This window comes from Bradyrhizobium sp., assembly GCF_030646015.1.
Taxonomy (GTDB): Bacteria; Pseudomonadota; Alphaproteobacteria; order Rhizobiales; family Xanthobacteraceae; genus Bradyrhizobium.
Genome location: NZ_JAUSLT010000150.1, coordinates 27,231 through 47,424 on the forward strand (window position 1 = coordinate 27,231; position 20,194 = coordinate 47,424).

At 64.5% G+C, this 20,194-nt stretch carries 16 protein-coding genes; 7 read left to right on the forward strand and 9 right to left on the reverse strand.

The genetic code is table 11. From position 1 onward, the window contains the following. Positions 1–164 precede the first annotated feature (164 nt). From Q7T45_RS22880 to Q7T45_RS22895, 4 genes are all read right to left on the reverse strand, one after another. Complete coding sequence (locus Q7T45_RS22880; RefSeq protein ID WP_304873793.1) at positions 165–1,775, reverse strand: sulfite reductase subunit alpha; 1,611 nt, start codon at positions 1,773–1,775, stop codon at positions 165–167. Next, entirely contained in the window at positions 1,772–3,559 is a 1,788-nt protein-coding gene (locus Q7T45_RS22885) for a NirA family protein (protein ID WP_304873795.1), read from the reverse strand. The genes Q7T45_RS22880 and Q7T45_RS22885 overlap by 4 nt, the downstream gene beginning before the upstream one ends. Before the next feature lie 322 nt (positions 3,560–3,881). Continuing rightward, entirely contained in the window at positions 3,882–5,048 is a 1,167-nt protein-coding gene (locus Q7T45_RS22890; protein ID WP_304873796.1) for a CmpA/NrtA family ABC transporter substrate-binding protein, read from the reverse strand. Next, positions 5,045–5,635 carry an ANTAR domain-containing response regulator gene (locus Q7T45_RS22895; RefSeq protein WP_304873798.1) on the reverse strand — a complete coding sequence of 197 codons (591 nt, stop codon included), beginning with the start codon at positions 5,633–5,635 and terminating at the stop codon, positions 5,045–5,047. Before Q7T45_RS22895 ends, Q7T45_RS22890 begins: the two co-directional genes overlap by 4 nt. A 113-nt stretch (positions 5,636–5,748) precedes the next feature. Between Q7T45_RS22895 and rimO the strand changes: the two genes are divergently transcribed. Further along, a complete protein-coding gene (gene rimO / locus Q7T45_RS22900) occupies positions 5,749–7,074 on the forward strand; it encodes a 30S ribosomal protein S12 methylthiotransferase RimO (RefSeq protein ID WP_304873800.1) in 1,326 nt (441 codons plus the stop codon). A 400-nt stretch (positions 7,075–7,474) separates the two neighbouring features. Beyond that, positions 7,475–8,671 carry an acetylornithine transaminase gene (locus Q7T45_RS22905; RefSeq protein WP_304873802.1) on the forward strand — a complete coding sequence of 399 codons (1,197 nt, stop codon included), beginning with the start codon at positions 7,475–7,477 and terminating at the stop codon, positions 8,669–8,671. A gap of 143 nt (positions 8,672–8,814) precedes the next feature. Here Q7T45_RS22905 and Q7T45_RS22910 read toward each other — a convergent pair whose 3' ends face one another. From Q7T45_RS22910 to pcsA, 3 genes are all read right to left on the reverse strand, one after another. Further along, on the reverse strand, positions 8,815–9,789 hold the full coding sequence (locus tag Q7T45_RS22910) for a quinone oxidoreductase (RefSeq protein ID WP_304873803.1): 975 nt from the start codon (positions 9,787–9,789) through the stop codon (positions 8,815–8,817). A gap of 94 nt (positions 9,790–9,883) precedes the next feature. After that, positions 9,884–10,645 (reverse strand): TerC family protein, encoded by a 762-nt coding sequence (locus tag Q7T45_RS22915; protein WP_304873804.1) that lies wholly within the window; start codon positions 10,643–10,645, stop codon positions 9,884–9,886. After that, positions 10,642–11,379: a phosphatidylcholine synthase gene (gene pcsA / locus Q7T45_RS22920; protein WP_304873806.1), complete on the reverse strand. Its 738-nt coding sequence runs from the start codon at positions 11,377–11,379 to the stop codon at positions 10,642–10,644. The genes Q7T45_RS22915 and pcsA overlap by 4 nt, the downstream gene beginning before the upstream one ends. Before the next feature lie 135 nt (positions 11,380–11,514). On the opposite strand from pcsA, the gene Q7T45_RS22925 reads away from it, so the two are divergent. Continuing rightward, complete coding sequence (locus tag Q7T45_RS22925; RefSeq protein ID WP_304873807.1) at positions 11,515–12,720, forward strand: UbiH/UbiF family hydroxylase; 1,206 nt, start codon at positions 11,515–11,517, stop codon at positions 12,718–12,720. Here Q7T45_RS22925 and Q7T45_RS22930 read toward each other — a convergent pair. Continuing rightward, entirely contained in the window at positions 12,693–13,646 is a 954-nt protein-coding gene (locus Q7T45_RS22930) for an AEC family transporter (protein ID WP_304873809.1), read from the reverse strand. The two genes, Q7T45_RS22925 and Q7T45_RS22930, sit on opposite strands and share 28 nt — an antisense overlap. 121 nt (positions 13,647–13,767) lie before the next feature. Here Q7T45_RS22930 and hspQ point away from each other — a divergent pair, with 121 nt between their 5' ends. Beyond that, positions 13,768–14,100 (forward strand): heat shock protein HspQ, encoded by a 333-nt coding sequence (gene hspQ, locus Q7T45_RS22935; protein ID WP_304740333.1) that lies wholly within the window; start codon positions 13,768–13,770, stop codon positions 14,098–14,100. Between the two features lie 271 nt (positions 14,101–14,371). On the opposite strand, the gene Q7T45_RS22940 is transcribed toward hspQ, so the two are convergent. Continuing rightward, a complete protein-coding gene (locus tag Q7T45_RS22940) occupies positions 14,372–15,193 on the reverse strand; it encodes an invasion associated locus B family protein (RefSeq protein WP_304873811.1) in 822 nt (273 codons plus the stop codon). A gap of 207 nt (positions 15,194–15,400) precedes the next feature. Between Q7T45_RS22940 and Q7T45_RS22945 the strand changes: the two genes are divergently transcribed. The 3 genes from Q7T45_RS22945 to Q7T45_RS22955 all read left to right on the forward strand — a co-directional run bounded on the left by Q7T45_RS22945 (position 15,401) and on the right by Q7T45_RS22955 (position 20,117). After that, positions 15,401–17,284, forward strand: coding sequence for an extracellular solute-binding protein (locus Q7T45_RS22945; protein WP_370691344.1), 1,884 nt, complete (start codon positions 15,401–15,403; stop codon positions 17,282–17,284). Between the two features lie 5 nt (positions 17,285–17,289). Then, positions 17,290–18,795, forward strand: a complete 1,506-nt coding sequence (locus Q7T45_RS22950) for a class I adenylate-forming enzyme family protein (protein ID WP_304873840.1) — start codon at positions 17,290–17,292, stop codon at positions 18,793–18,795. 89 nt (positions 18,796–18,884) lie between these two features. Beyond that, a complete protein-coding gene (locus Q7T45_RS22955) occupies positions 18,885–20,117 on the forward strand; it encodes a GGDEF domain-containing protein (protein WP_304873815.1) in 1,233 nt (410 codons plus the stop codon). The last annotated feature ends 77 nt before the right edge of the window (positions 20,118–20,194 follow it).

The window sequence follows — 20,194 nt, forward strand, 5'->3', positions numbered from 1 at the left end:
CAACATGGTCCCATAATGAAGGGCTGTTTGCTGCCGGATGCAAGATGACCGGCGAAATAGCGACGCGGACGTCCAAATAGAGTCAGGTTGCAGCCTAAAATTCTCCGCCGGGGATTCCGGCGAGAATTTTATTCGCTGCAATTTGATGCGGATTGACGGTTCCGTCAGTAGACGTCCTGCTGGAACCGGCCTTTCTTCTTGAGGTCGGCGACAAACAGCACCGCCTCGTCAGTCGAACGCGCGCCGAATTGTGCGACGATGTCGACCAGCGCACGCTCGACATCCTTCGCCATCCGCTTGGCGTCGCCGCAGATGTAGATGTTCGCGCCGTCGGCCAGCCAGGTCCATACTTCGCGGCCGAGTTCGCGCATGCGGTCCTGCACATAGAACTTCTTGTCGCCGTCGCGCGACCACGCCAGCGACAGCCGCGTCAGCAAGCCCGAGGTTTTCATCGCATTCAATTCGTCGGCATAGAAGAAATCGGATGCGCTGCGCTGATGGCCGAAGAACAGCCAGTTCTTGCCGGGCGCGCCGGTCGCCTTGCGGTCGAGCAGGAAGGCGCGGAACGGTGCAATGCCGGTGCCCGGCCCGATCATGATGATCGGCACTTTCGGATCCTGCGGCAGCGCGAAGCCGTGGGCCTTCTGCACATAGACCTTGAGCTCGTCGCCGGGCTTGATGCGCTCGGCGAGGAAGGTGGAAGCGAGCCCGAGCCGCTTGCGCTTGCCGATCACGTAGCGCACGCAGTCGACCGTCAGCGACAGTTTGCCCGGCGTCGCGTTGTGCGACGAGGAGATCGAATAGAGCCGCGGCTGCAGCGGCTCCAGCGCCTCGACGAAGGCTTCGGGATGCGGACGCACGCCCGAAAATTTCTGCAGCGCCGCCATCACGTCGAGCGTGGCGGCATCGCCGTCGGGATCCTCGCCCTGCGCCAGCGCCCGCGCCTTCTCGCGCTGCGCGCCGCCGGTGATGTAGGAAATGAGTTCGAACAGACTGTCCGGCGCCGGCGACAACGAGACTTCGTCGGTCAATACTTCGCGCAGCGTCTTGCCCCGGACCTTGGTCGTGTGCGAGGCGCCCAGCAAGGCAATGATCTGGTCGACATGGCCGAGATCGTTGCGGGCAAAGATGCCGAAGGAATCGCCGACGACATAGTCGAGCCCGGCGCCCGAGAGGTCGAAATCGATGTGCCAGGTTTCCTTTTCCGATCCGGCCTTGTTGAGCAGCCGGCGCGACAGGAAGGTGGCCGCGACCGGGTTGTCGCGTGAACGGCCGGGCTCCGCCGTGACAACAGGTGCAGCCGTAGCAGGCGCTGCCGCCGCCGGGCCGGATGACGCCGCCGGCGCTTTTTCCAGTTCCTCATGCAGCGCCTTCAGCATCCGGGCGGTTTCCTTGCCGCCGGGGACACAGAGATTGAGACGCGGTTCCGCCTTGCTCGCGATCGCGTCCGAATAGTCGTGGCAATTGTAGCCGCATTGGCCGCAATCCTGCTGCGCCATCGCCGCCATCATGCGCCGGCGCAGCGGCCGGCCTTCGGCGAGTTTCATGCGATCCGCGATGGGCATGGTCTGGTCGTGCCAGGGCGCCTCGCCATCGTCGCCATCGCCGGCGGGCCCTTGCAGCATCGACGCACCCTGCTCCGGCGACAGCGCCGTCGGGCCGCCATCCGTCAGCAGCCCGGCGAAGAAGCCGTTCAGCCACGAGCGCTGCGCATCGGAAAATGGCGCGCTGGAGGGAATGATCTCGATCTTCGGCGGTGGTGTCATCTGGTTCATGAGGAAGCCTCGGCATCGGCCAATTTGCGCAGCGTCTCGCCGTCATGGCGGCGCGCGAAGGTCAGGAACGTCTCGTCAGGTGAAGTGCGATGGGAGATGTAGGCCTTCAGCAGCCGCTCGACATGGACAGGTGCATCCTCCGCCGTGACGTCGTGAAACACCTCCTGCCCCATCTCGGCTTGCGGACCGAAGCCGCCGCCGGTGAAGATATGAAACCCATCGACGGTGTCGTCGGTATCGCCGACCGCGATGCGCGCGCCGACCATGCCAATGTCGCTGATGTAATGCTGTGCGCAGGAATGGTGGCATCCGGTGAGATGGATGTTGATCGGGGTCTCGACCGGTACCCTCGGGTCGCACCAGTCCGCGATCCCGGCGGCGGTGCGCTTGGTATCGGCATTGCCGAACTTGCAACCGGCGCGGCCGGTGCAGGCTATCAGCCCGGCGCGGATTTCCGAGGTTTTGATCGCAAGGCCGATCGCCTCGATCGCGGCCGTGGCCAATGCCACCTTGTCGTCGGCGACGCCTGAAATCAGCAGGTTCTGCCAGACCGTCAGGCGGATATCGCCATCGCCGAGATCTTGCGCGATCTTGGCGAGGCCGCGCATCTGGTCGCAGGTCACCTTGCCCAAAGGCAGCGCGACGCCGATCCAGTTCAGGCCGTCCTGCTTCTGCCGGTGCACGCCGACATGGGCGGTGCGGTCGAACGCCGGACGCGGCGCGAGCGCCTCCGGCGGTACGCGTGTGAAGGCATGCCCGAGTTTTTGCTCGACCAGGTCAAGGAATTTTTCCATGCCCATGCCGTCGATGACGTATTTCAATCGCGCCTTCAGCCGATTGGTACGGTCGCCGAGATCGATGAAGACGCGGACAATAGCGTCGGACACCTTCGTCGCGTCGGCCGGCTTGACGACGATGCCGGTATCGGTGGCAAAATCCTTGTGGCCGGTGATGCCGCCGATGCCGAGCTTGAACCAGACGCCGGGCTCGACATCGAACCCCTCTTTGACCTCGACCGCGGCAAAGGCGATGTCGTTGGTGTCTTCCAGCACCGCGATCTTGCCGGCGCCGTCGAAGGCGACGTTGAATTTGCGTGGCAGGCCGGTCAGCGAGCGGTCGTTGAGGATGTGGTAGTGCCATTCGCGGGCGTATTTGCGGGTGTCGAGCAATTCCTGCGGATCGATGCCCGCGGTCGGCGTGCCCGTGACGTTGCGAATGTTGTCGGCGCCCGAACCGCGCGAGCACAGGCCGAGGTCCTGAATGCCCTCGATCAGCATCACCGCGTGCTTCGGCGGGATTTCGCGCACCTGAAGGTTGGCGCGGGTGGTGACGTTGCTGAACGGGCCACAGAGCGGTTCGATCAGATCGGCAAGCCCGGAAAACTGCCAGTGCTTCATGATGCCGTTCGGAATCCGCAGACGGCTCATATAGGAGTCCTGCGTCGGCCCGACATAAAACAGGCCGTAATAGCGCCAGCGGAAATTGTCCGCCGGCGACGGTCGCTCATCGGCCAGCGCCTGCTCCTTCAGCCGCGGATAGGCGTCGAACGGATGCTGCTCGCGCTTCCACTTTTCCTGGTCGACGAGTTTCTTGCCCGCGGCAAGCGTGCGGTCCTGCGCCTTGATGTGCGACGCTTCAGGGCCGATCGGCTCCGCATTGGCTTTACCCGCGGCTGCGCCGCCGAGGCCGCGCCCGACCCGGCTGATCTGCAGCCCCGTCGTGAATCCTTCGAGGTAGCGTTTCTGCTCGTCGGTAAAATCGACTGAGAGCGTTTCTAGTTTCATGGTGCGCGACGAAGCTCCTGCGGCCACAACGGGTGGCTTCAACCGAAAGGAATGCGGACCCGTTCATGTCATGCGAACCGGCCCGACCAGCTTCGTTGCTGCGGAAATCCATCTTGGACGTTGGCCAACGGGCATCTGCGACGGCTGGCCGCACTGCAACATACAAGTTGCGTGCCATCCCGATTCGGATAAAATATATAGCGATTTCAATTGGTTGTGTTTTGGATCTGGAACCTGGCGGCCGGCGCCACCGCTGATTCAAGCAGACCGCCTAATAATTAGACGGTTGGATCGGGTGCCCAACATCGCTCCACGGGCCGCCTCACGGGGTTTTGCGACCGATCTTGAATGCGGCCAGATGGCCGGCAATGTCGTTGGCGTCGAAGGCGGGTCCCGCGAAGGCGCCGATCCCGTCGGAGGCTTCGCTTGGCTTCGCCGCGCGTCCAAGGGCTGCGTCGTACAGGTCCGGCCTGAACACCGCCATCGCGACTTTCAGCGCCTCCGGGCTGATCGGGGTCTGTCCCCAGCGCACCATCTGGGCGTAGAGCCATGCGGCCTGTGCGGGGTCCGGCCGCGCCGCGCCCTGCCGCCCCACCAGCAGATAGCGGTTGCTCTCGCGCATGGTCCCGTCAGGAGAAATCTTGAGGCGGCCGTCGAGCGTTCGCTGGATCACCTCCGGATCGACACCGATGCGCTCGGGTGCGCCGAGGATGCGCGCCGCCTCGGCGCGATTCTGCGGCTGCTCGATGAATTCGGCAGCGCGATCATGCGCCCGTATCAGGGCGGCCAGCACGTCCGGATTCTTCTCCGACCAGTCCTGCCTGACCGCCAGCACCTTTTCGACCGCGCGGACCAGAATGTCGGCACCGAAATGCAGGATATGGCCGACGCCGAGATCGACCGCGACGGAATTCCAGGGCGCGCCGACGCAGAAGGCATCGACGTGACCGTTGACGAGACTGTCCACCATATAGGGCGGCGGCAGCACCACCAGGCGGACGTCCTCGTCGGGATCGACGCCGCCGGCGGCCATCCAGAACCGCAGCTGATAATTGTGGGTCGAGAACGGAAACGTCATGCCGAAGGTCAGCGGTTCGGCGCCGCTCTTGCGCCGCGCCGCGACCACGCGGGCCAGCGCCAGCGCGGTCGCCATCGGGTCGAACGGATCGCCCTCTATCTCACTCATGATCGCCGCATGCAGCGCCGGCGATACCGTGATGGCGTTGCCGTTGAGGCCGAGATTGAACGGGGCCACGATCGGCACCTTGACGTGTCCGAGCCCGAGGCTTGAGGCGATCGCGACCGGCGCCAGCAGATGGGCGGCGTCGAACAGGCCGATGTTGAGCTTGTCGCGGACGTTGGACCACGACACTTCCCGGACCAGCGTGACATCGAGTCTTTCGGCCGCGCAAAACCCCTTGTCGACGGCGACGATCAGGGCCGCGGCGTCGACCAGCGGAATGAAGCCTATGCGCAGCGGTTTGGTCATTTCAGCAACTCCGAAGCGGTCAGGATCGACTGCGCGATCTCGCCGATTTTCTTTTTCTCGCGCATCGCGGTGGAGCGCAGCAGCACATAGGCCTCGTCTTCGGTGAGGCCCTTCAGTTTCATCAGGATGCCCTTGGCGCGGTCGATCACCTTGCGGTCCTCGAGCGCGGATTTGGCGCGGTCGAGTTCGTCCTGCAGCTTGGAGAAGGCGTTGAAGCGCGAGATGCAGAGGTCGAGGATCGGCTTGATCCGCTCCTTCTTCAGGCCATCGACGATATAGGCGGAGACGCCGGCATCGACCGAGGCCTGGATCGAGGCGGAATCGCTCTGGTCGACGAACATCGCGATCGGCCGGCGCACCGCGCGGCTGACCTGGAACATCTGCTCCAGCACGTCGCGGCTTGGGTTTTCCAGGTCGATCAGGATGACGTCGGGGTCCAGCGCATAGATCCGGGCCAGCAGATTGTGCATCTCGCTGATATGCGTAACGCCGGTAAAGCCCGCCTCCCGCAGCCCCTCCTCGAGGATCGCTGCGCGGATCGGGCTTTCGTCAACAATGACGATGTTGGGAGACGTCTCGGAGCCCATCGATCACTCGCATTTGCGGCAAAGCACCTCTTAGCATGCTAGAGGCCGGCTTAAAGCCTTGTAATTATGGACAATTGGGACTAGCTCCTGCCCATCATTCAGGCATATCAGACATGAACCAGGCCGCCGCGCCCAAAGTCAGCTTTGTTTCCTTAGGGTGTCCCAAGGCGCTGGTGGATTCCGAGCGGATCATCACCCGGCTGCGCGCCGAGGGCTATGAGCTGGCGCGCAAGCATGACGGCGCCGACCTGGTCATCGTCAACACCTGCGGCTTTCTCGACAGCGCCAAGCAGGAATCGCTCGGCGCCATCGGCGAGGCGATGGCCGAGAACGGCAAGGTGATCGTCACCGGCTGCATGGGCGCCGAGCCCGAACAGATCGAGGCCGCCTACCCCGGCGTGCTGTCGATTTCAGGGCCGCAGCAGTATGAGAGCGTGCTCGCCGCGGTCCATCGCGCGCTGCCGCCGGTGCATAATCCACACCTCGACCTGGTGCCGCCGCAGGGCATCAAGCTGACGCCGCGGCACTACGCCTATTTGAAGATTTCCGAAGGCTGCAACAACCGCTGCAGCTTCTGCATAATCCCGAAATTGCGCGGCGATCTGGTGTCGCGGCCGGCCGGTGAGGTGCTGCGCGAGGCGGAAAAACTGGTCACCGCCGGCGTCAAGGAATTGCTGGTCATCTCGCAGGACACCTCGGCCTACGGCGTCGACATCAAATATGCCGAGAGCCCCTGGAAGGATCGCCAGGTCCGCGCCAAATTTTTCGATCTGGCAAAAGAGCTCGGCGAACTCGGCGCCTGGGTCCGGCTGCAATATGTCTACCCCTACCCGCATGTCGATGAAGTCATCGGCCTGATGACGGAAGGCAAGGTGCTGCCGTACCTCGACATCCCGTTCCAGCACGCCAGCCCGGAAGTCCTCAAAGCCATGAAGCGTCCCGCCGCCCAGGACAAGACGCTGGCGCGGATCAAGAAGTGGCGCGAAGAGTGCCCCGAGCTGACGTTGCGCTCCACCTTCATCGTCGGTTTTCCGGGCGAGACCGATTCCGATTTTGCGTATCTGCTCGACTGGCTGGAAGAAGCCGAAATCGATCGCGCCGGCTGCTTCAAATACGAGCCGGTCGCGGGCGCGACCTCGAACGCGCTCGGCAACCATGTGCCGCCGGAAATCAAGCAGGAGCGCTGGAATGCGCTGATGGCGCGGCAGCAGAAGATTTCCGCCCGCCGGCTCAAGCGCAAGGTCGGCACACGGCAGCAGATCATCATCGATGAAGTCGGCCCGACCGTCTCAAAGGGCCGCTCCAAGGCCGACGCACCGCAGATCGACGGCGCGGTCTACCTGTCGAGCCGCCGCCCGCTGCGGGTGGGCGAAATCGTCACCGCGAAGATCGAACGATCGGACCAATACGATCTGCATGGCAGCGTCGCGGGGTACTAGCTCGCTGTCGTCCCTGCCTAGTGCGCAATTGCGCACGGGGCGCAGGGACCCATAATCCCGGTCGCCTGTTGTCGACAAAGGTACCTGCATCCAAACCGGAACGATGGGCCGCGGCGTATGGGCCCCTGCGTTCGCAGGGGCGACTCGTGGAGAGATATCGAACGCTCCGCTTGACAACATCAGCCCTCCGGCTGTATGGCCCTGCCCCATGATCCTGAACCGGACCAACGCCCGCGCCACGTTCCGTCGTCGCTCGCTCGACGATGATGGGTCGCGCCGTGTCCGACGACAAAGCTGAAGCACTGGATCAGCAACGTTTTCGAGAAGGCCGCACCCGCAAAGTGCGGCCTTCTTGCGTTTCAGCCCGCTTTGCTTCCCAACCCCGCTGAGGAGTTTTGATATGAGCAACGCCACGCATTCGTTTGACGCATTGATGGAAATCACCTCCCGGCCGCCGACGGTCTTCGTCCGCGGCGAAGGTTCGTTGCTGTGGGACGACAACGGCAAGCGCTATCTCGACTTCGTCCAGGGTTGGGCGGTCAACTGCCTCGGCCATTCGCCGCCGGTCATTGCCGATGCGCTGTCCGCTCAGGCAAAACTGCTGCTGACGCCGAGCCCGGCGTTTTACAACGGCCCCAGCCTCAAGCTGGCGAAGGCGCTCACCGAACACAGCTGCTTCGATCAGGTGTTCTTCGCCAATTCCGGCGCGGAAGCCAACGAAGGCGCGATCAAGCTCGCGCGCAAATACGGCGCCCTGCACAAGAACGGCGCTTACGAGATCATCACCTTCGAGGGCGGCTTTCATGGTCGCACGCTGGCGACGATGTCGGCATCCGGCAAGAAGGCGTTTGAGCCCTTGTTCGAGCCGAAGGTGCCGGGCTTCCCCAAGGCCAAACTGAACGATCTGGATTCGGTGAAGCGATTGATCACGGACAAGACCATCGGCGTCATGCTGGAGCCGATCCAGGGCGAATCCGGTGTCTGGGCTGCAACTGATCACTTCCTGCAGGAGCTGCGAGCACTGACGAACGAGCATGGCTTGCTGCTGATCTTCGACGAGATCCAGACCGGCATGGGCCGCACCGGAAAACTGTTTCACTACCAGCATGCCGGAATCGAGCCCGACATCATGACGCTGGGCAAGGGCATCGGCGGCGGCGTGCCGCTGGCGGCCTTGCTGGCGACGAACAAGGCCTCCTGCTTTCAGCATGGCGACCAGGGCGGCACGTTTAATGGCAATCCGCTGATGTGCGCGGTCGGGCTCGCGGTTCTTGCCGAGGTCGGCAAGCCGGAATTCCTGAAGTCGGCTGTCGATGCCGGGCTGTTCCTGGAAAGCGAGTTGCAGCGGATGTCGGCGCGGCACGGTCTCGGCGAAGTCCGCGGCCGCGGCCTGTTGCTGGCGCTCGACCTCAGGCACCCGATCGGTGCCTCGATCGTCGCGCAGGCGCTGGCGGACGGCCTTCTGCTGAACTCGCCGCAGCCCGACGCGCTGCGCTTCATGCCGGCGCTCAACGTTTCGCGCGAGGAGATTTCGGAGATGATCGACGGGTTAGATGCAATCCTGACGCGGATGGGAGCGGCACGGCGGGTGGCGTAGGGTTCTCACAACGTCATTGCGAGCGCAGCGAAGCAATCCATCTCGAAGCGCAAAGAAAGAATGGATTGCTTCGTCGCATCCGCCTTCGCCCGAAGGCGGGCTTCGGCGGACAAGAGGGCTCCTTGCAATGACGGTGCTGAGACCTACGGCTTCAAGATCGACGCGCCCGTCGTGGCCCGGCTCTCCAGGTCGGTATGCGCTCTCGCCGCATCCTTCAGCGCGTAGGCGTGGTTGATCGGCACGTGCAGCTTGCCGTTGATGACGGCCGAGAACAGGGTGTCGGCGCCCTCCAGCAGATCCGCGCGCTGGGCGATGTAGTCGTTGAGTTTCGGACGGGTCGCAAACAGCGAGCCGTGATTGTTGAGTTCGGCAATCGAGAACGGCGGCACTGGGCCCGAAGCGTTGCCGAAACTCACGAACAACCCGCGCGGCTTCAGGCAGGACAGCGACCCCGGAAAGGTGGTTTTGCCGACGCCGTCATAGACGACATCGCAGAGCTCGTTGCGGCTGATCTGCTTCACGCGGGCGACGAAATCTTCCTCATTGTAGAGGATGACGTGATCGCAGCCATTGGCCAGTGCCAGATCCGCCTTGGCCCTGGTGCCAACGGTGCCGATGACATGCGCGCCCATCGCCCTCGCCCATTGGCACGCCAACAGGCCGATGCCGCCGGCCGCGGCATGAATCAACACCCGGTGGTGCGGCTCGACCTTGAACGTCTTGTGCAACAGGTACCAGACCGTCAGCCCCTTGAGCATCAGGACGGCGCCCTGCTCGTAGGTGATATGGTCGGGCAACTTCACCAGCTTGTCCCAGGGAATGTTGCGTTCGGTGGTGTAGCCGCCGAGATTGAAATAATAGGCGACCCGGTCGCCGGGATGAAAATTGGTGACGCCCGGCCCCACCGCCAGAACCTCGCCGGCGGCCTCATTGCCGGCGATGAAGGGCAGCCCCGGCGCCTTGTAGAGGCCGGTGCGGTAGTAGACGTCGATGAAGTTCAGACCGATGGCATGCTGGCGGATGCGAACCTCGCCGGGTCCGGGCGCGGGCACGTCGACCGATTCGTAAACCAGGGCTTCCGGGCCCCCCACCTTGTGCACGCGCACGGCCTTGATCATATCGAATTCTCCTTAGGCCAAGTTCTTCTTGGGCCTTGCCTTGAGGTCGAGCGAAAGCCATCGGGACTGCGTTGTCAACTCGCGGCGGCAGCCTCTATCCGCCGCCCTGCTGGACCGGTTTCTTGAGGGTCTTTTTCGCGGTCTTCTTTCGGTTGTTCTTGGCGAGAACATTGAAGAATTCGACGGCGACCGAGAACGAGATCGCGAAGTAGATGTAACCGCGCGGAATGTGGAATTGGAAACCGTCGGCCACCAGCGCCAGGCCGATCAGCACCAGAAACGCCAGAGCGAGCATCTTGGTGGTCGGATGTTCCGCCACGAATTTCGTGACCGGAACGGCCGATACATACATCACGATCACGGCGATAATGACCGCCGCGATCATGATCTCGAGTTGCTCAGCCATGCCGATCGCGGTGATGATCGAATCCAGCGAGAACACCAGGTCGATGATGATGATCTGGACGATCACCCAGAAGAACGCGTTGGGCGCCGGCGCGTCCACGTGTCCCTCCTCACGCGCTTCCATTTCGCGGTGAATTTCATGGGTGGCCTTGGCGATCAGAAACAGTCCGCCGCCGATCAGGATGATGTCGCGCCAGGAGAACCCCATGCTCTTCACGGTGAAGACGGGCTGCGTCAAACCGATCAGCCACACCAGCACACTGAGCAGCATGATGCGGAACACCAGCGCCAGCGCCAGCCCGATCTGTCGCGCGCGTTTCGCCTGTGGTTCGGGAAGACGCGACACGATGACCGACAGGAAAATGACATTGTCGATGCCGAGCACGATTTCCAGCGCCGTCAGGGTCAACAGCGCGGCCCATGCTTCCGGGCTGGTCAATAATTCCATCATGGCTTGAAAAACCTCACGATTCGGATCGCCGCGTCGCTCGCCACGATATAGAGGGCGATCGCACAAAGTCCGATGGTTACGGGCGCGCTTACATCAAAATCCCTGGCCAGCGCGAAGATCGCGAGCACCGCCCAGATGGCCATCAGCGAAAACGTCAGGCCGCGCAGCCGCACGACGCGGACCGGATGCATCACATTGATGGGCACGAACGTCAGTATGATCAGGACCGCGACCATCAGGCTCGCCAGCCACGGCCGCGGATGCAGCAGGAACAGATAGAACGCCGCGGCGTTCCACAGCGCCGGAAAACCGCGGAAATGGTTATCGTCGGTTTTCATGCGGCGATCGGCGAAATACAGCGCGCCCGATACCACGATGCCGGCGCCCAGCAACGGCGCCATGACCGGCAACAACATGCCACTGGCGGTGATCGCATAGGCCGGCACGAAAACATAGGTGACAAAGTCGACCACGAGATCGAGTACCTCACCCGACCAGTTCGGCTGCAGCCGCACGACATCGAACCGCCGGGCGATCGGGCCATCGAGCGCGTCGACCACCAGCGCCAGCCCGAGCCACGCGAACATCGCCGCCCAGTGCTCACGCACCGCCTCCAGCATCGCGAGCAGGCCAATGCCCGCCCCCATCGCCGTGAAGATATGGACGGAAAATGCCGCCGCCCGCGTTCCCGGCGTCGCTCGCGGTGTAGAAACTGGCTGGTTCGACTCGTCCATCGGACCGCACTGCTATCAGGAATTGCGGCGATTTGCACACCGCAGCTTGCGGCGTTCGGCCGCGCAAACCGCAGGGAACATTAGACCTGATGATGCAGACTTGAAAATGCCGCCGGGAACGTCAATTGTCCCGATATGAATGATGGATCCGATACCTATGACGTCGTCGTGATCGGCGGCGGCCCCGCGGGACTTGGCGCCGCGGTCGCCTTGGCGGAGACCGGCGCGCGCACGGCGCTGGTCGCCCGCCGCTTGCCCTATGCCGACAACCGTACCACGGCGCTGCTGGGCGACTCCATCGATCTGCTCGAACGGCTGGAGGTCTGGCCGCGCTGCAGGGACCAGGCGGCGGCATTGCGCGTGATGCGGCTGGTCGACGATACCGGCCGGCTGATCCGGGCGCCAGAGGTCCGGTTCGCTTGCGAGGAAATCGGCCTCGATGTGTTCGGCTACAACATCGAGAACCGTGCGCTGATCGAGGCGCTGGAGCAACGCGCCGCCGGACTTTCCGGGCTGACGCGGTTCGACGATGAGGCTGCAACGATCAGCCCCGATGACGCCGAGGTCGTCATCCACACGCGCGCCGGCCAATCCCTGGCCGCGCGCCTCGTGGTCGGCGCGGACGGGCGGCAATCGCTGTGCCGCCAAGCCGCCGGCATCGAGGTCAGCCGCCGCAGCCTCAACCAGGCGGCGTTGACCTTCAACATCAGCCATTCGCGGCCGCATCGAGACATCTCCACGGAGTTTCACACCCCGCACGGCCCGTGCGTATTCGTTCCCCTGCCCGGCAACCGCAGCAGCGTGGTGTGGGTTGCCGCGCCGAAAGAAGCCGAACGGCTGATCGCATTGGGCGATGACGAATTGTCGGAGGCCGCGGAACGGCAATCGCATTCCATTCTCGGCCGCGTCAGCGTTGAGCCGGGGCGGCATTTGTTTCCGCTCGGCATCGAACAGCCCCGGCAATTCGCCAGGGATCGTATCGTGCTGGTCGGCGAAGCCGCGCATGTGGTGCCGCCGATCGGCGCGCAGGGCCTGAACCTGGGATTGCGCGACGCCGCAGATATCGCCGATATCGTGCGCGACGCGATGCTGGCAGGTGAAGACCCGGGTGCCCCGCAGGTGATCAAGCGTTACGACTCGGCGCGGCGCAGCGACGTCGCCAGCCGCACCTTCGCGATCGATATGGCGAACCGCTCACTGCTCAGCGATTTCCTGCCCGTGCAGTCGCTGCGCGCGGTGGGCATGCATCTGATCGGTTCGGTCGGCGCGATCCGCCGTCTGGCCATGCGCGAGGGCCTGGCGCCGTCGCGGGGTCACGGGAATACCAGCCGGCCGCTTTGAATGAACCACATCACGCTGGTCAGCGTGATGACGGAGGCGAATGTTCCAATCAGCACGGCGACCGACGCCGGCTCGACCCAGGTGTCGTGCTGACGGGCGATCACGAACACGCTGAGCGCCGGCGGCAATGCGGCCATCAGCACCGCGGTCGCCGCCCAGGGCTGCGGGAACGGCCCGAACTCCAGCATCAATCCGAATACGATCAGCGGATGGATCAGGAGCTTCACCGCGATGGCGCCGGGCACTTCCCAGGGCACGCCGGCCAGCGGGCGCAATGCAACGGTCACCCCTAGCACGAACAGCGCCACCGGCGCGGCGGAGTTCTGCAGAAACAGCAGCGTGTTGTCGATCGCCGTCGGCGGGCGAACGTGGAAGGCCGCGGCGAGCGCGCCGGCGCAGGCTGACATGATCAAGGGGTTCAGGACGATCTGCCGCGCCACCGAGCCGAGCGTGCGCAGCAACGACTGGTGTTCGCGGTCGGTGAGAGCGATCAACAGCGGCACGACCGTAAAAAGAAAGATGGCGTCGCAGCAGAAAATCAACGCGGTCGGCGCCGCGGCCTTCGAGCCGAGCACGGCCAGCGCCAGCCCGGGGCCCATATAGCCGATGTTGCCGTAACCGCCGGCAAGGCCCGCCAGGGTGGATTCCCGGACCGAAAGCCTGCCTATCAGCTGGCTCGAGAACATCGCGAGGAAGAAGGCGCTGGCGGTGCCGAAGGTGGTCGCAATCAGGAATGGCGGGTTATTCAGCTCCGCGAACGGCGTTTTTGCCATAATTCCAAACAGCAGCGCCGGCAGCGAGACGTAGAGCAGGAAGAAGTTCATCCACGCCAGCCCGTCCTCCGGCAGCGCCTTGGCCTTGCCGCAGGCGAACCCAATGAAAATCAAGCCGAAATAGGGCAACGCAAGGTTGAGGATGTCGATCATCGGGATGGGTCTTTTTCATCATTCTTGCCCCGCTGGACAGCCTGGACGGACCGGCATGGCAAAGGTTAATTCGGCTGTTTGCCTCTAGCATCGGCCACAATCATGGTCTATTCGACGAGATATGATAAAAGCGCGGACCGCCAAATTTCAGATCGGACAAATCGTCCGGCACCGGATCTTTTCGTTCCGGGGCGTGGTCTTCGATATCGACCCGGTGTTCAACAATACCGAGGAATGGTGGCTGTCGATCCCCGAAGAGGTCCGCCCCCATAAGGATCAGCCGTTTTATCATCTGCTGGCTGAGAATTCGGAATCCGAATACGTCGCCTATGTTTCCGAGCAGAACCTGCTGCCCGACGATTCGGGCGAGCCGATCCGGCACTCGCAGGTCGCCGAGATCTTTGTCAAAGACAAATCGGGCGGCTACCGCCCCCGCAATCCGTCGCTGAATTAGCCAACACTCGTGTCCCGGACGCGGCGCAGCGCCCTCCCGGCGATGCGAAGCATCGTCCCTTCGCGCTGCTCCGCAGAGCCGGGACCCACGAGACTTGCTCCGCTGCTGGATGGACCCCGGCTTAGCAACGCGCCGCCATAGCGCGTCGAAGACGCGCGTAAACGCGCTTATGGCGCTGCGCTGCATCCGGGGCACGACGTTGAGACATTCCCCCAACGAAAAAGGCGCCCGATCCGGGCGCCTCTTGGTTGTCGACAGGATCGCCCTGCCCTTACTTCGCAGCCGGATTGGCCGCCGGCGTGCCGGCGGGCGGATTGGCCTCGAGCTTCTTGCGGGCTTCTTCCGCGCGCTTCTGCAGCTCTTCCTGCAGCTTCTTCTGGGTTTCCTCGAACACCTTGGGATCGGTCGGCGGACCGTCATAGGCCTTGGCGAATTCGGCCAGCGGCAGCGGCAGCGTGAGCGGCGCGCCGTTGGAGTTGATCGCCTGCACCACCAGGTTCTGGCCCTTCTTCATGCTGGCGAGCAATTCCGGCGTGACGTCGTAGTCCGACATGCAGCCATTGGCGAAGCAGATCACATAGGGACTTTGCGCGGGCGCATTGGCGTCGACGATCACGCGGGTGCCGTGAACCAGCTGCATGCCGAGCGGAAGCGTGACGCGCAGGATCTTCTTGGGCTCGCCTTCGGGCTCGATGATGACGGCCGCGATGACGGGCTGGCCGGACTCGATGCGGCCGTCCTTGCCGGTGAAGCAGACCTGCTTGGCGCCGGCGTCCTGGCCCTTCAGGCAGAACTTTGTCCAGGGCGCATAGATCAGCTGAACCTGCTGGTCGGCGGGCTGGGCGCCCGCAGCGGGAGCTGCGGCCGGCGGCGCGGCGGGCTGCTGAGCCGCCGGAGCCGGGGCTTTCGGGGCAGCCTTCGGCGCGGCCTTCGGCGCCGCCTTGGGTGCGACGGCAGGGGCGCCGGGGGCCGGTTGTGGCTGCTGGGCCTGCGCGCCGGAAGCCAGCAACGAGGCGGACAGTGCGGTCGCCACCAACAGGGCGGTAATCCGCCCACGCGGCCATACCGGCGCGGCCAAGATACGGAAATTCATTGCGGAAAACCCTTTCTGAACGGAAGCGGCAGAAACCGCTGCAGGCACCGACACCTAGCCGTTGAGCGGCTGTCTCTTTGCCAAATGAGGCGGATACGTGACAGGCCCTGCCGTCTTGGTCAATTGCCCGCCTTCAATACAGCGGCGGACGAAAAGATCAATGCCGACAGGCATCCTGGCGACCCGCCGGGACCGGGTGTGACGGCTATGGTAAAAGCCGCTGTGCACAATATCGAATCAAATCCGCGCGCTGCGTCGCCAATTTCCGGGCGCCCGCGCGTTCAAGCCGTGGTCTGCGCTTTACTGGCTTTGGCTGGTGGTCTTGCGCTCGCAGCCGGCACCTGCCGGGCGGCCGAGCCGCGCCATGCCATCGCCATGCACGGCGCCCCGGCCCTGCCGGCCGATTTCACCCACATGCCCTATGCCAATCCCGCGGCGCCGAAAGGCGGCCGGCTGCTGCAGGGTGTTCTCGGCACCTTCGACAGCCTCAACCCGGTGATCGTCAGGGGTCTCGCCGTGCAGCAGGTCAGGGGCTTTGTGGTCGAAAGCCTGATGGCGCGCGGTCATGACGAGCCCTTCACGCTGTACGGCCTGCTCGCCCAGCGCGTGGAGACCGACGACAGCAGGAGCTATGTCACCTTCCATCTCGATCCCAGGGCGCGTTTTTCCGACGGCAAGCCGGTGCTCGCCGAGGACGTGCTGTTCTCGTGGGCGCTGCTGCGCGACAAAGGCCGTCCCAATCATCGCCAGTATTACGCCAAGGTCGCCAAGGCCGAGGCGTCGGATCCGCTTACCGTGCGGTTCGACCTCGCCGGCGCCAACGACCGCGAGCTGCCGCTGATCCTCGGCCTGATGCCGGTACTGCCGAAGCATGCCGTCGATGTCGCGACGTTCGAAGAGACCTCGATGGCGGCGCCCATCGGTTCCGGCCCCTACCGCATCACCGCGGTGAAGCCCGGCGCCAGCGTCACGATGACCCGCAATCCCGATTACTGGGGCCGCGACCTCCCGGTCAATCGGGGCTTGTGGAATTTCGACGAGATCAGGCTGGATTTCTATCGCGAAGCCAACGGCGCCTTCGAAGCGTTCAAGCGCGGCCTCTACGATTTTCGCGTCGAGACCGAACCGCTGCGCTGGCACGACGGATATGATTTCGCGGCAGCCCGCAGCGGCGAGGTGATCCGCGACGCCATCAAGACCGGGATGCCGCAACCCGCCGAATTCCTGGTGTTCAACACACGGCGTCCGGTCTTTTCGGATATCCGCGTGCGCCAGGCGCTGACGCTGCTGTTCGATTTCGAATGGATCAACCGCAACTACTTCTTCGGGCTCTATGGGCGCACCGCGAGCTTCTTCGCAGGCTCCGTGCTGTCGGCCTATGGCCGCGCGGCGGATGATCGCGAGCGGGAGCTCTTGAAACCGTTCGCGTCGCATATGCCGCCCGATATTCTCGACGGCAGTTACCGACTCCCGGTCACCGACGGGTCCGGCCGCGATCGCGCCACGCTGCGCAGCGCGCTGAAGCTGTTGTCGGAGGCCGGCTACGAGCTCGACGGCGCGGTGCTGCGGCAGCGTTCGACCAGGGCCCCCCTCACCTTCGAAATCCTGGTGACGACGCGCGATCAGGAGCGCATCGCGCTGGCCTACCAGCGCGACCTGAAGCGCGCCGGCATCGAGGCGTCAGTGCGTGCGGTCGACGCCGTTCAGTTCGACCAGCGCCGTCTCTCCTTCGACTTCGACATGCTGCAGAACCGCTGGGATCAATCGCTGTCGCCCGGCAACGAGCAATCCTTCTATTGGGGCAGCGAGGCCGCGGGAATCCAGGGCACGCGGAACTATATGGGCGCCAGGGACCCCGCGATCGACGTCCTGATCGCGGCCTTGCTGGAGGCGCGCGAGCATACCGATTTCGTGCCGGCGGTGCGGGCGCTGGACCGGACCCTGATGTCGGGCTTCTACGGTATTCCGCTGTTTAACGTTCAAGAGCAATGGATCGCGCGGTGGAATCGGATAGAACGGCCTGACGCCACTGCCCTGACCGGGTATCTGCCGGAGACCTGGTGGCAGCGGCCCGACGCCCAACCGAAGTGATCCCCGTGATCCAGACCAACACATCGCCGACGCTCGACGGATTGTTCAAGCGGATCCTGGCCCGCAAGCCGGATGCGCCGGCGCTGCTCGATCCCATCAACAAGCAGCGCATCACCGGCCAGCCGCCGAGGAACCTGACCTTCGCGGAAGCGGACCGGGCGATCACGGCGCTGTCGGCGCATTTCATCGAATCCGGGCTGCCGTCCAATTCCGTGATCGCGGTGCAGCTGCCCAATACCGTCGAATTCGTGCTGACGGTATTGGCCGCGCATCGCGCCGGCCTGGTGGTGGCGTTGTTCCCGCTGCTATGGCGGCAGGCGGAATTGACAGTCGCGCTCAATCGCACCGGGGCGCGGGCGATCGTGAGCATGAGCCGGATCGATGGCGTGGTGCATTCCGATCTCGCCATGAATGCCGCGGCCGAGGCCTTTTCGATTCGCCATGTCTGCGGCTTCGGCAGCGACCTGCCGGAAGGCATGGCCTCGCTCGATCTCGCCCTGTCGGCCGACTCCACCACTTCGCGCGCCGTGGTGCAGGACGGCCGCAAGGCGGCGATTGTCTCGTTCGACTTCACCAGCGACGGCTTTCGCCCGGTGCCGCGCACCCATCTGAATTTGATCGCCGGCGGCCTCGCTCTGTCGCTCGAAAGCGACGTACCGCAGGGCTCGACGATCATGTCGGCGTTCACGCCATCGTCGTTCGCGGGCCTGACCTCGTCGCTGGTGATCTGGCTGTTGTCGGGCGGAACCCTGGCGCTGCATCATCCGTTCGACGGCGATGTGCTCGAGCAGCAGATCGTCGAGCACAGCTGCGATACGCTGGTCGCGCCCGCGCAGCTGGCGTTGCGGCTGGGCGAGATCGACATGGCGGCGCGTCTGCCGACCTTGCGCACGATGATCGGGCTGTGGCGCGCGCCGGAACAGGTCGCGTCGTCGCCGCCCTGGACGCAGCCGCAGGTGACGCTAACGGATGTCTATCTGTTCGGCGAAGCCGGCCTGTTCGCCGCCCGCCGCACCGCGGCCGATGGCGCGCCGGCGTTGGTTCGGCCTGGACCGCACAGCGCGCCACGCGAGGTTCCGGGCTCATCGATATCGGGCGAGATCTTTCTGACGCCGAGGGGAACGCTGGCTTTGCGGGGGCCGATGATTTCCGCAGCACCCTACGCGCCGCCACCGCCGCCGAGCGACTCCCTGATCGCGCAGCCGCCGCGCGATTACGTCGACACCGACTATGCCGCCCGGATCGATCGGCAGACCGGCGCGATCTGCATTACCGCGCCCCCCACGGGGATCATGGCGGTCGGCGGCTACCGGTTCCTGTCCGGCGATCTGCAGGAATGGGCCCGGCGGCTCGGACAGGGGGCGCTGCTGACGGCATTGCCGGACCGCCTCAGCGGTCACCGGCTTGCCGGACGCGCCCAGGACAATGGCCGCGCCCGCGAGGCGCTGGCCGAACTCGGGCTTAACCCGCTGATGGTGGAAGCGTTTCGCGACCGGGCCAATCAGACCTGACTGAAATCCAAGGGGTCCCGTTGACGCGGCATTAAGGCCGAGGAACTAGGGTTACCGCGTTCCGACTGACGCGTAATCCGAGTTTTAGAATGTCCCAGCAAGGCCCGCTCATCGTCGTATCGACCGCCGGGCGCCCATCATTCGCCAGCGCGCTCGATGATGCCAAGATGTTTCCGATGATCGATGCCGGCTGGGCCGATGCATCGCGCGCCGTCGCGCAGCTGCACCCGGCCGCGGTGCTGGTCGCGATGACCGGAACGGCCGAACCCGGTCTCGACGCGCTGGCCCAGCAGATCGCGGCGCAGCGGCCCTATCTGCCGCTGATCGCGGTCGACCCCACGACATCGCTGCCCGACAACGCCATCCCGTTCTCGCAAACCGGCGGCAGTTTCGATCGCCTGATCGCGCGGCTGCGCGCTGCCTTGCGGGTTCGCGCACTTGATATCACCGTGATGCGCCGCATGGATGGTGAGCCGTTGGCGCGTGCCGTGGCGGCCGACTTCGATCCGACCCGTGACGCTACCGTGCTGCTGATCGGCCGCGGCGCCGCCTACCCTGCGCTTTCGGTAGCGCTCGGCGAGCGGATCGGCGTGGTCGGCGCACTCTCGATCGAAGCTGCCGCCAAGCATCTCAACACCCGCGACATCGACGGCATCGTGCTCGGCGAGGGTTTCAGTCCGCGCGTGGTGGATGCCTTCCTCACGGTGCTGACCGAAGATTCGCGCTTTCGCAATCTGCCGGTAGTGATGACGTCGGATGCGCTGGCGCCGGCCTATGATCTGCCGAATCTCGAAATCATTTCCGGCGAGCCCGCGCACATTGCCGCCAACGCGCTGCCGCTGATCCGCCAGCATGCCTTCGAGGCCCATCTGACCCGGACCCTCCGATCGATCGATGCCGAGGGCCTGCTCGATGCCAGGACCGGTCTGTTGACACCGTCGGCCTTCAACCGCGACTTCGCCACGGCGGTCTATCAAACCCTCTCGCGCGGCGGCGGTTTGACGGTGGCGCGCTTCGCCTTCGATGCCGCCCACCCCCGCGCCCAGTTCGACGGCGCGCGGATCATCAGCCGGCTGATGCGGCAAATGGATTTCGGCGCCGCCCAGGACGACGGCTCGGTCATCGTGGCGTTCGCCGATACCGATCTGCGCAACGGCCACCTGATCGCCCGGCGGCTCTCCAGCGTGATGCGCCATACCAGCCACGGCAAGCGCGACGCCGGCTCCGGGCCATCCGTGACGGTGGCGACCATGATGCCATCAGATTCGGCGAAGTCGTTGCTGGCGCGGCTCTATGAAGAAGCGCGCCGCGCGGCGTCTTGAATCGGGCGACGCGCTGACCCTCTCGGCTCGCGTTCCCCGGACGCTGCGCAGCGCGAAGCGGTGCGCAGTAGAGCCGG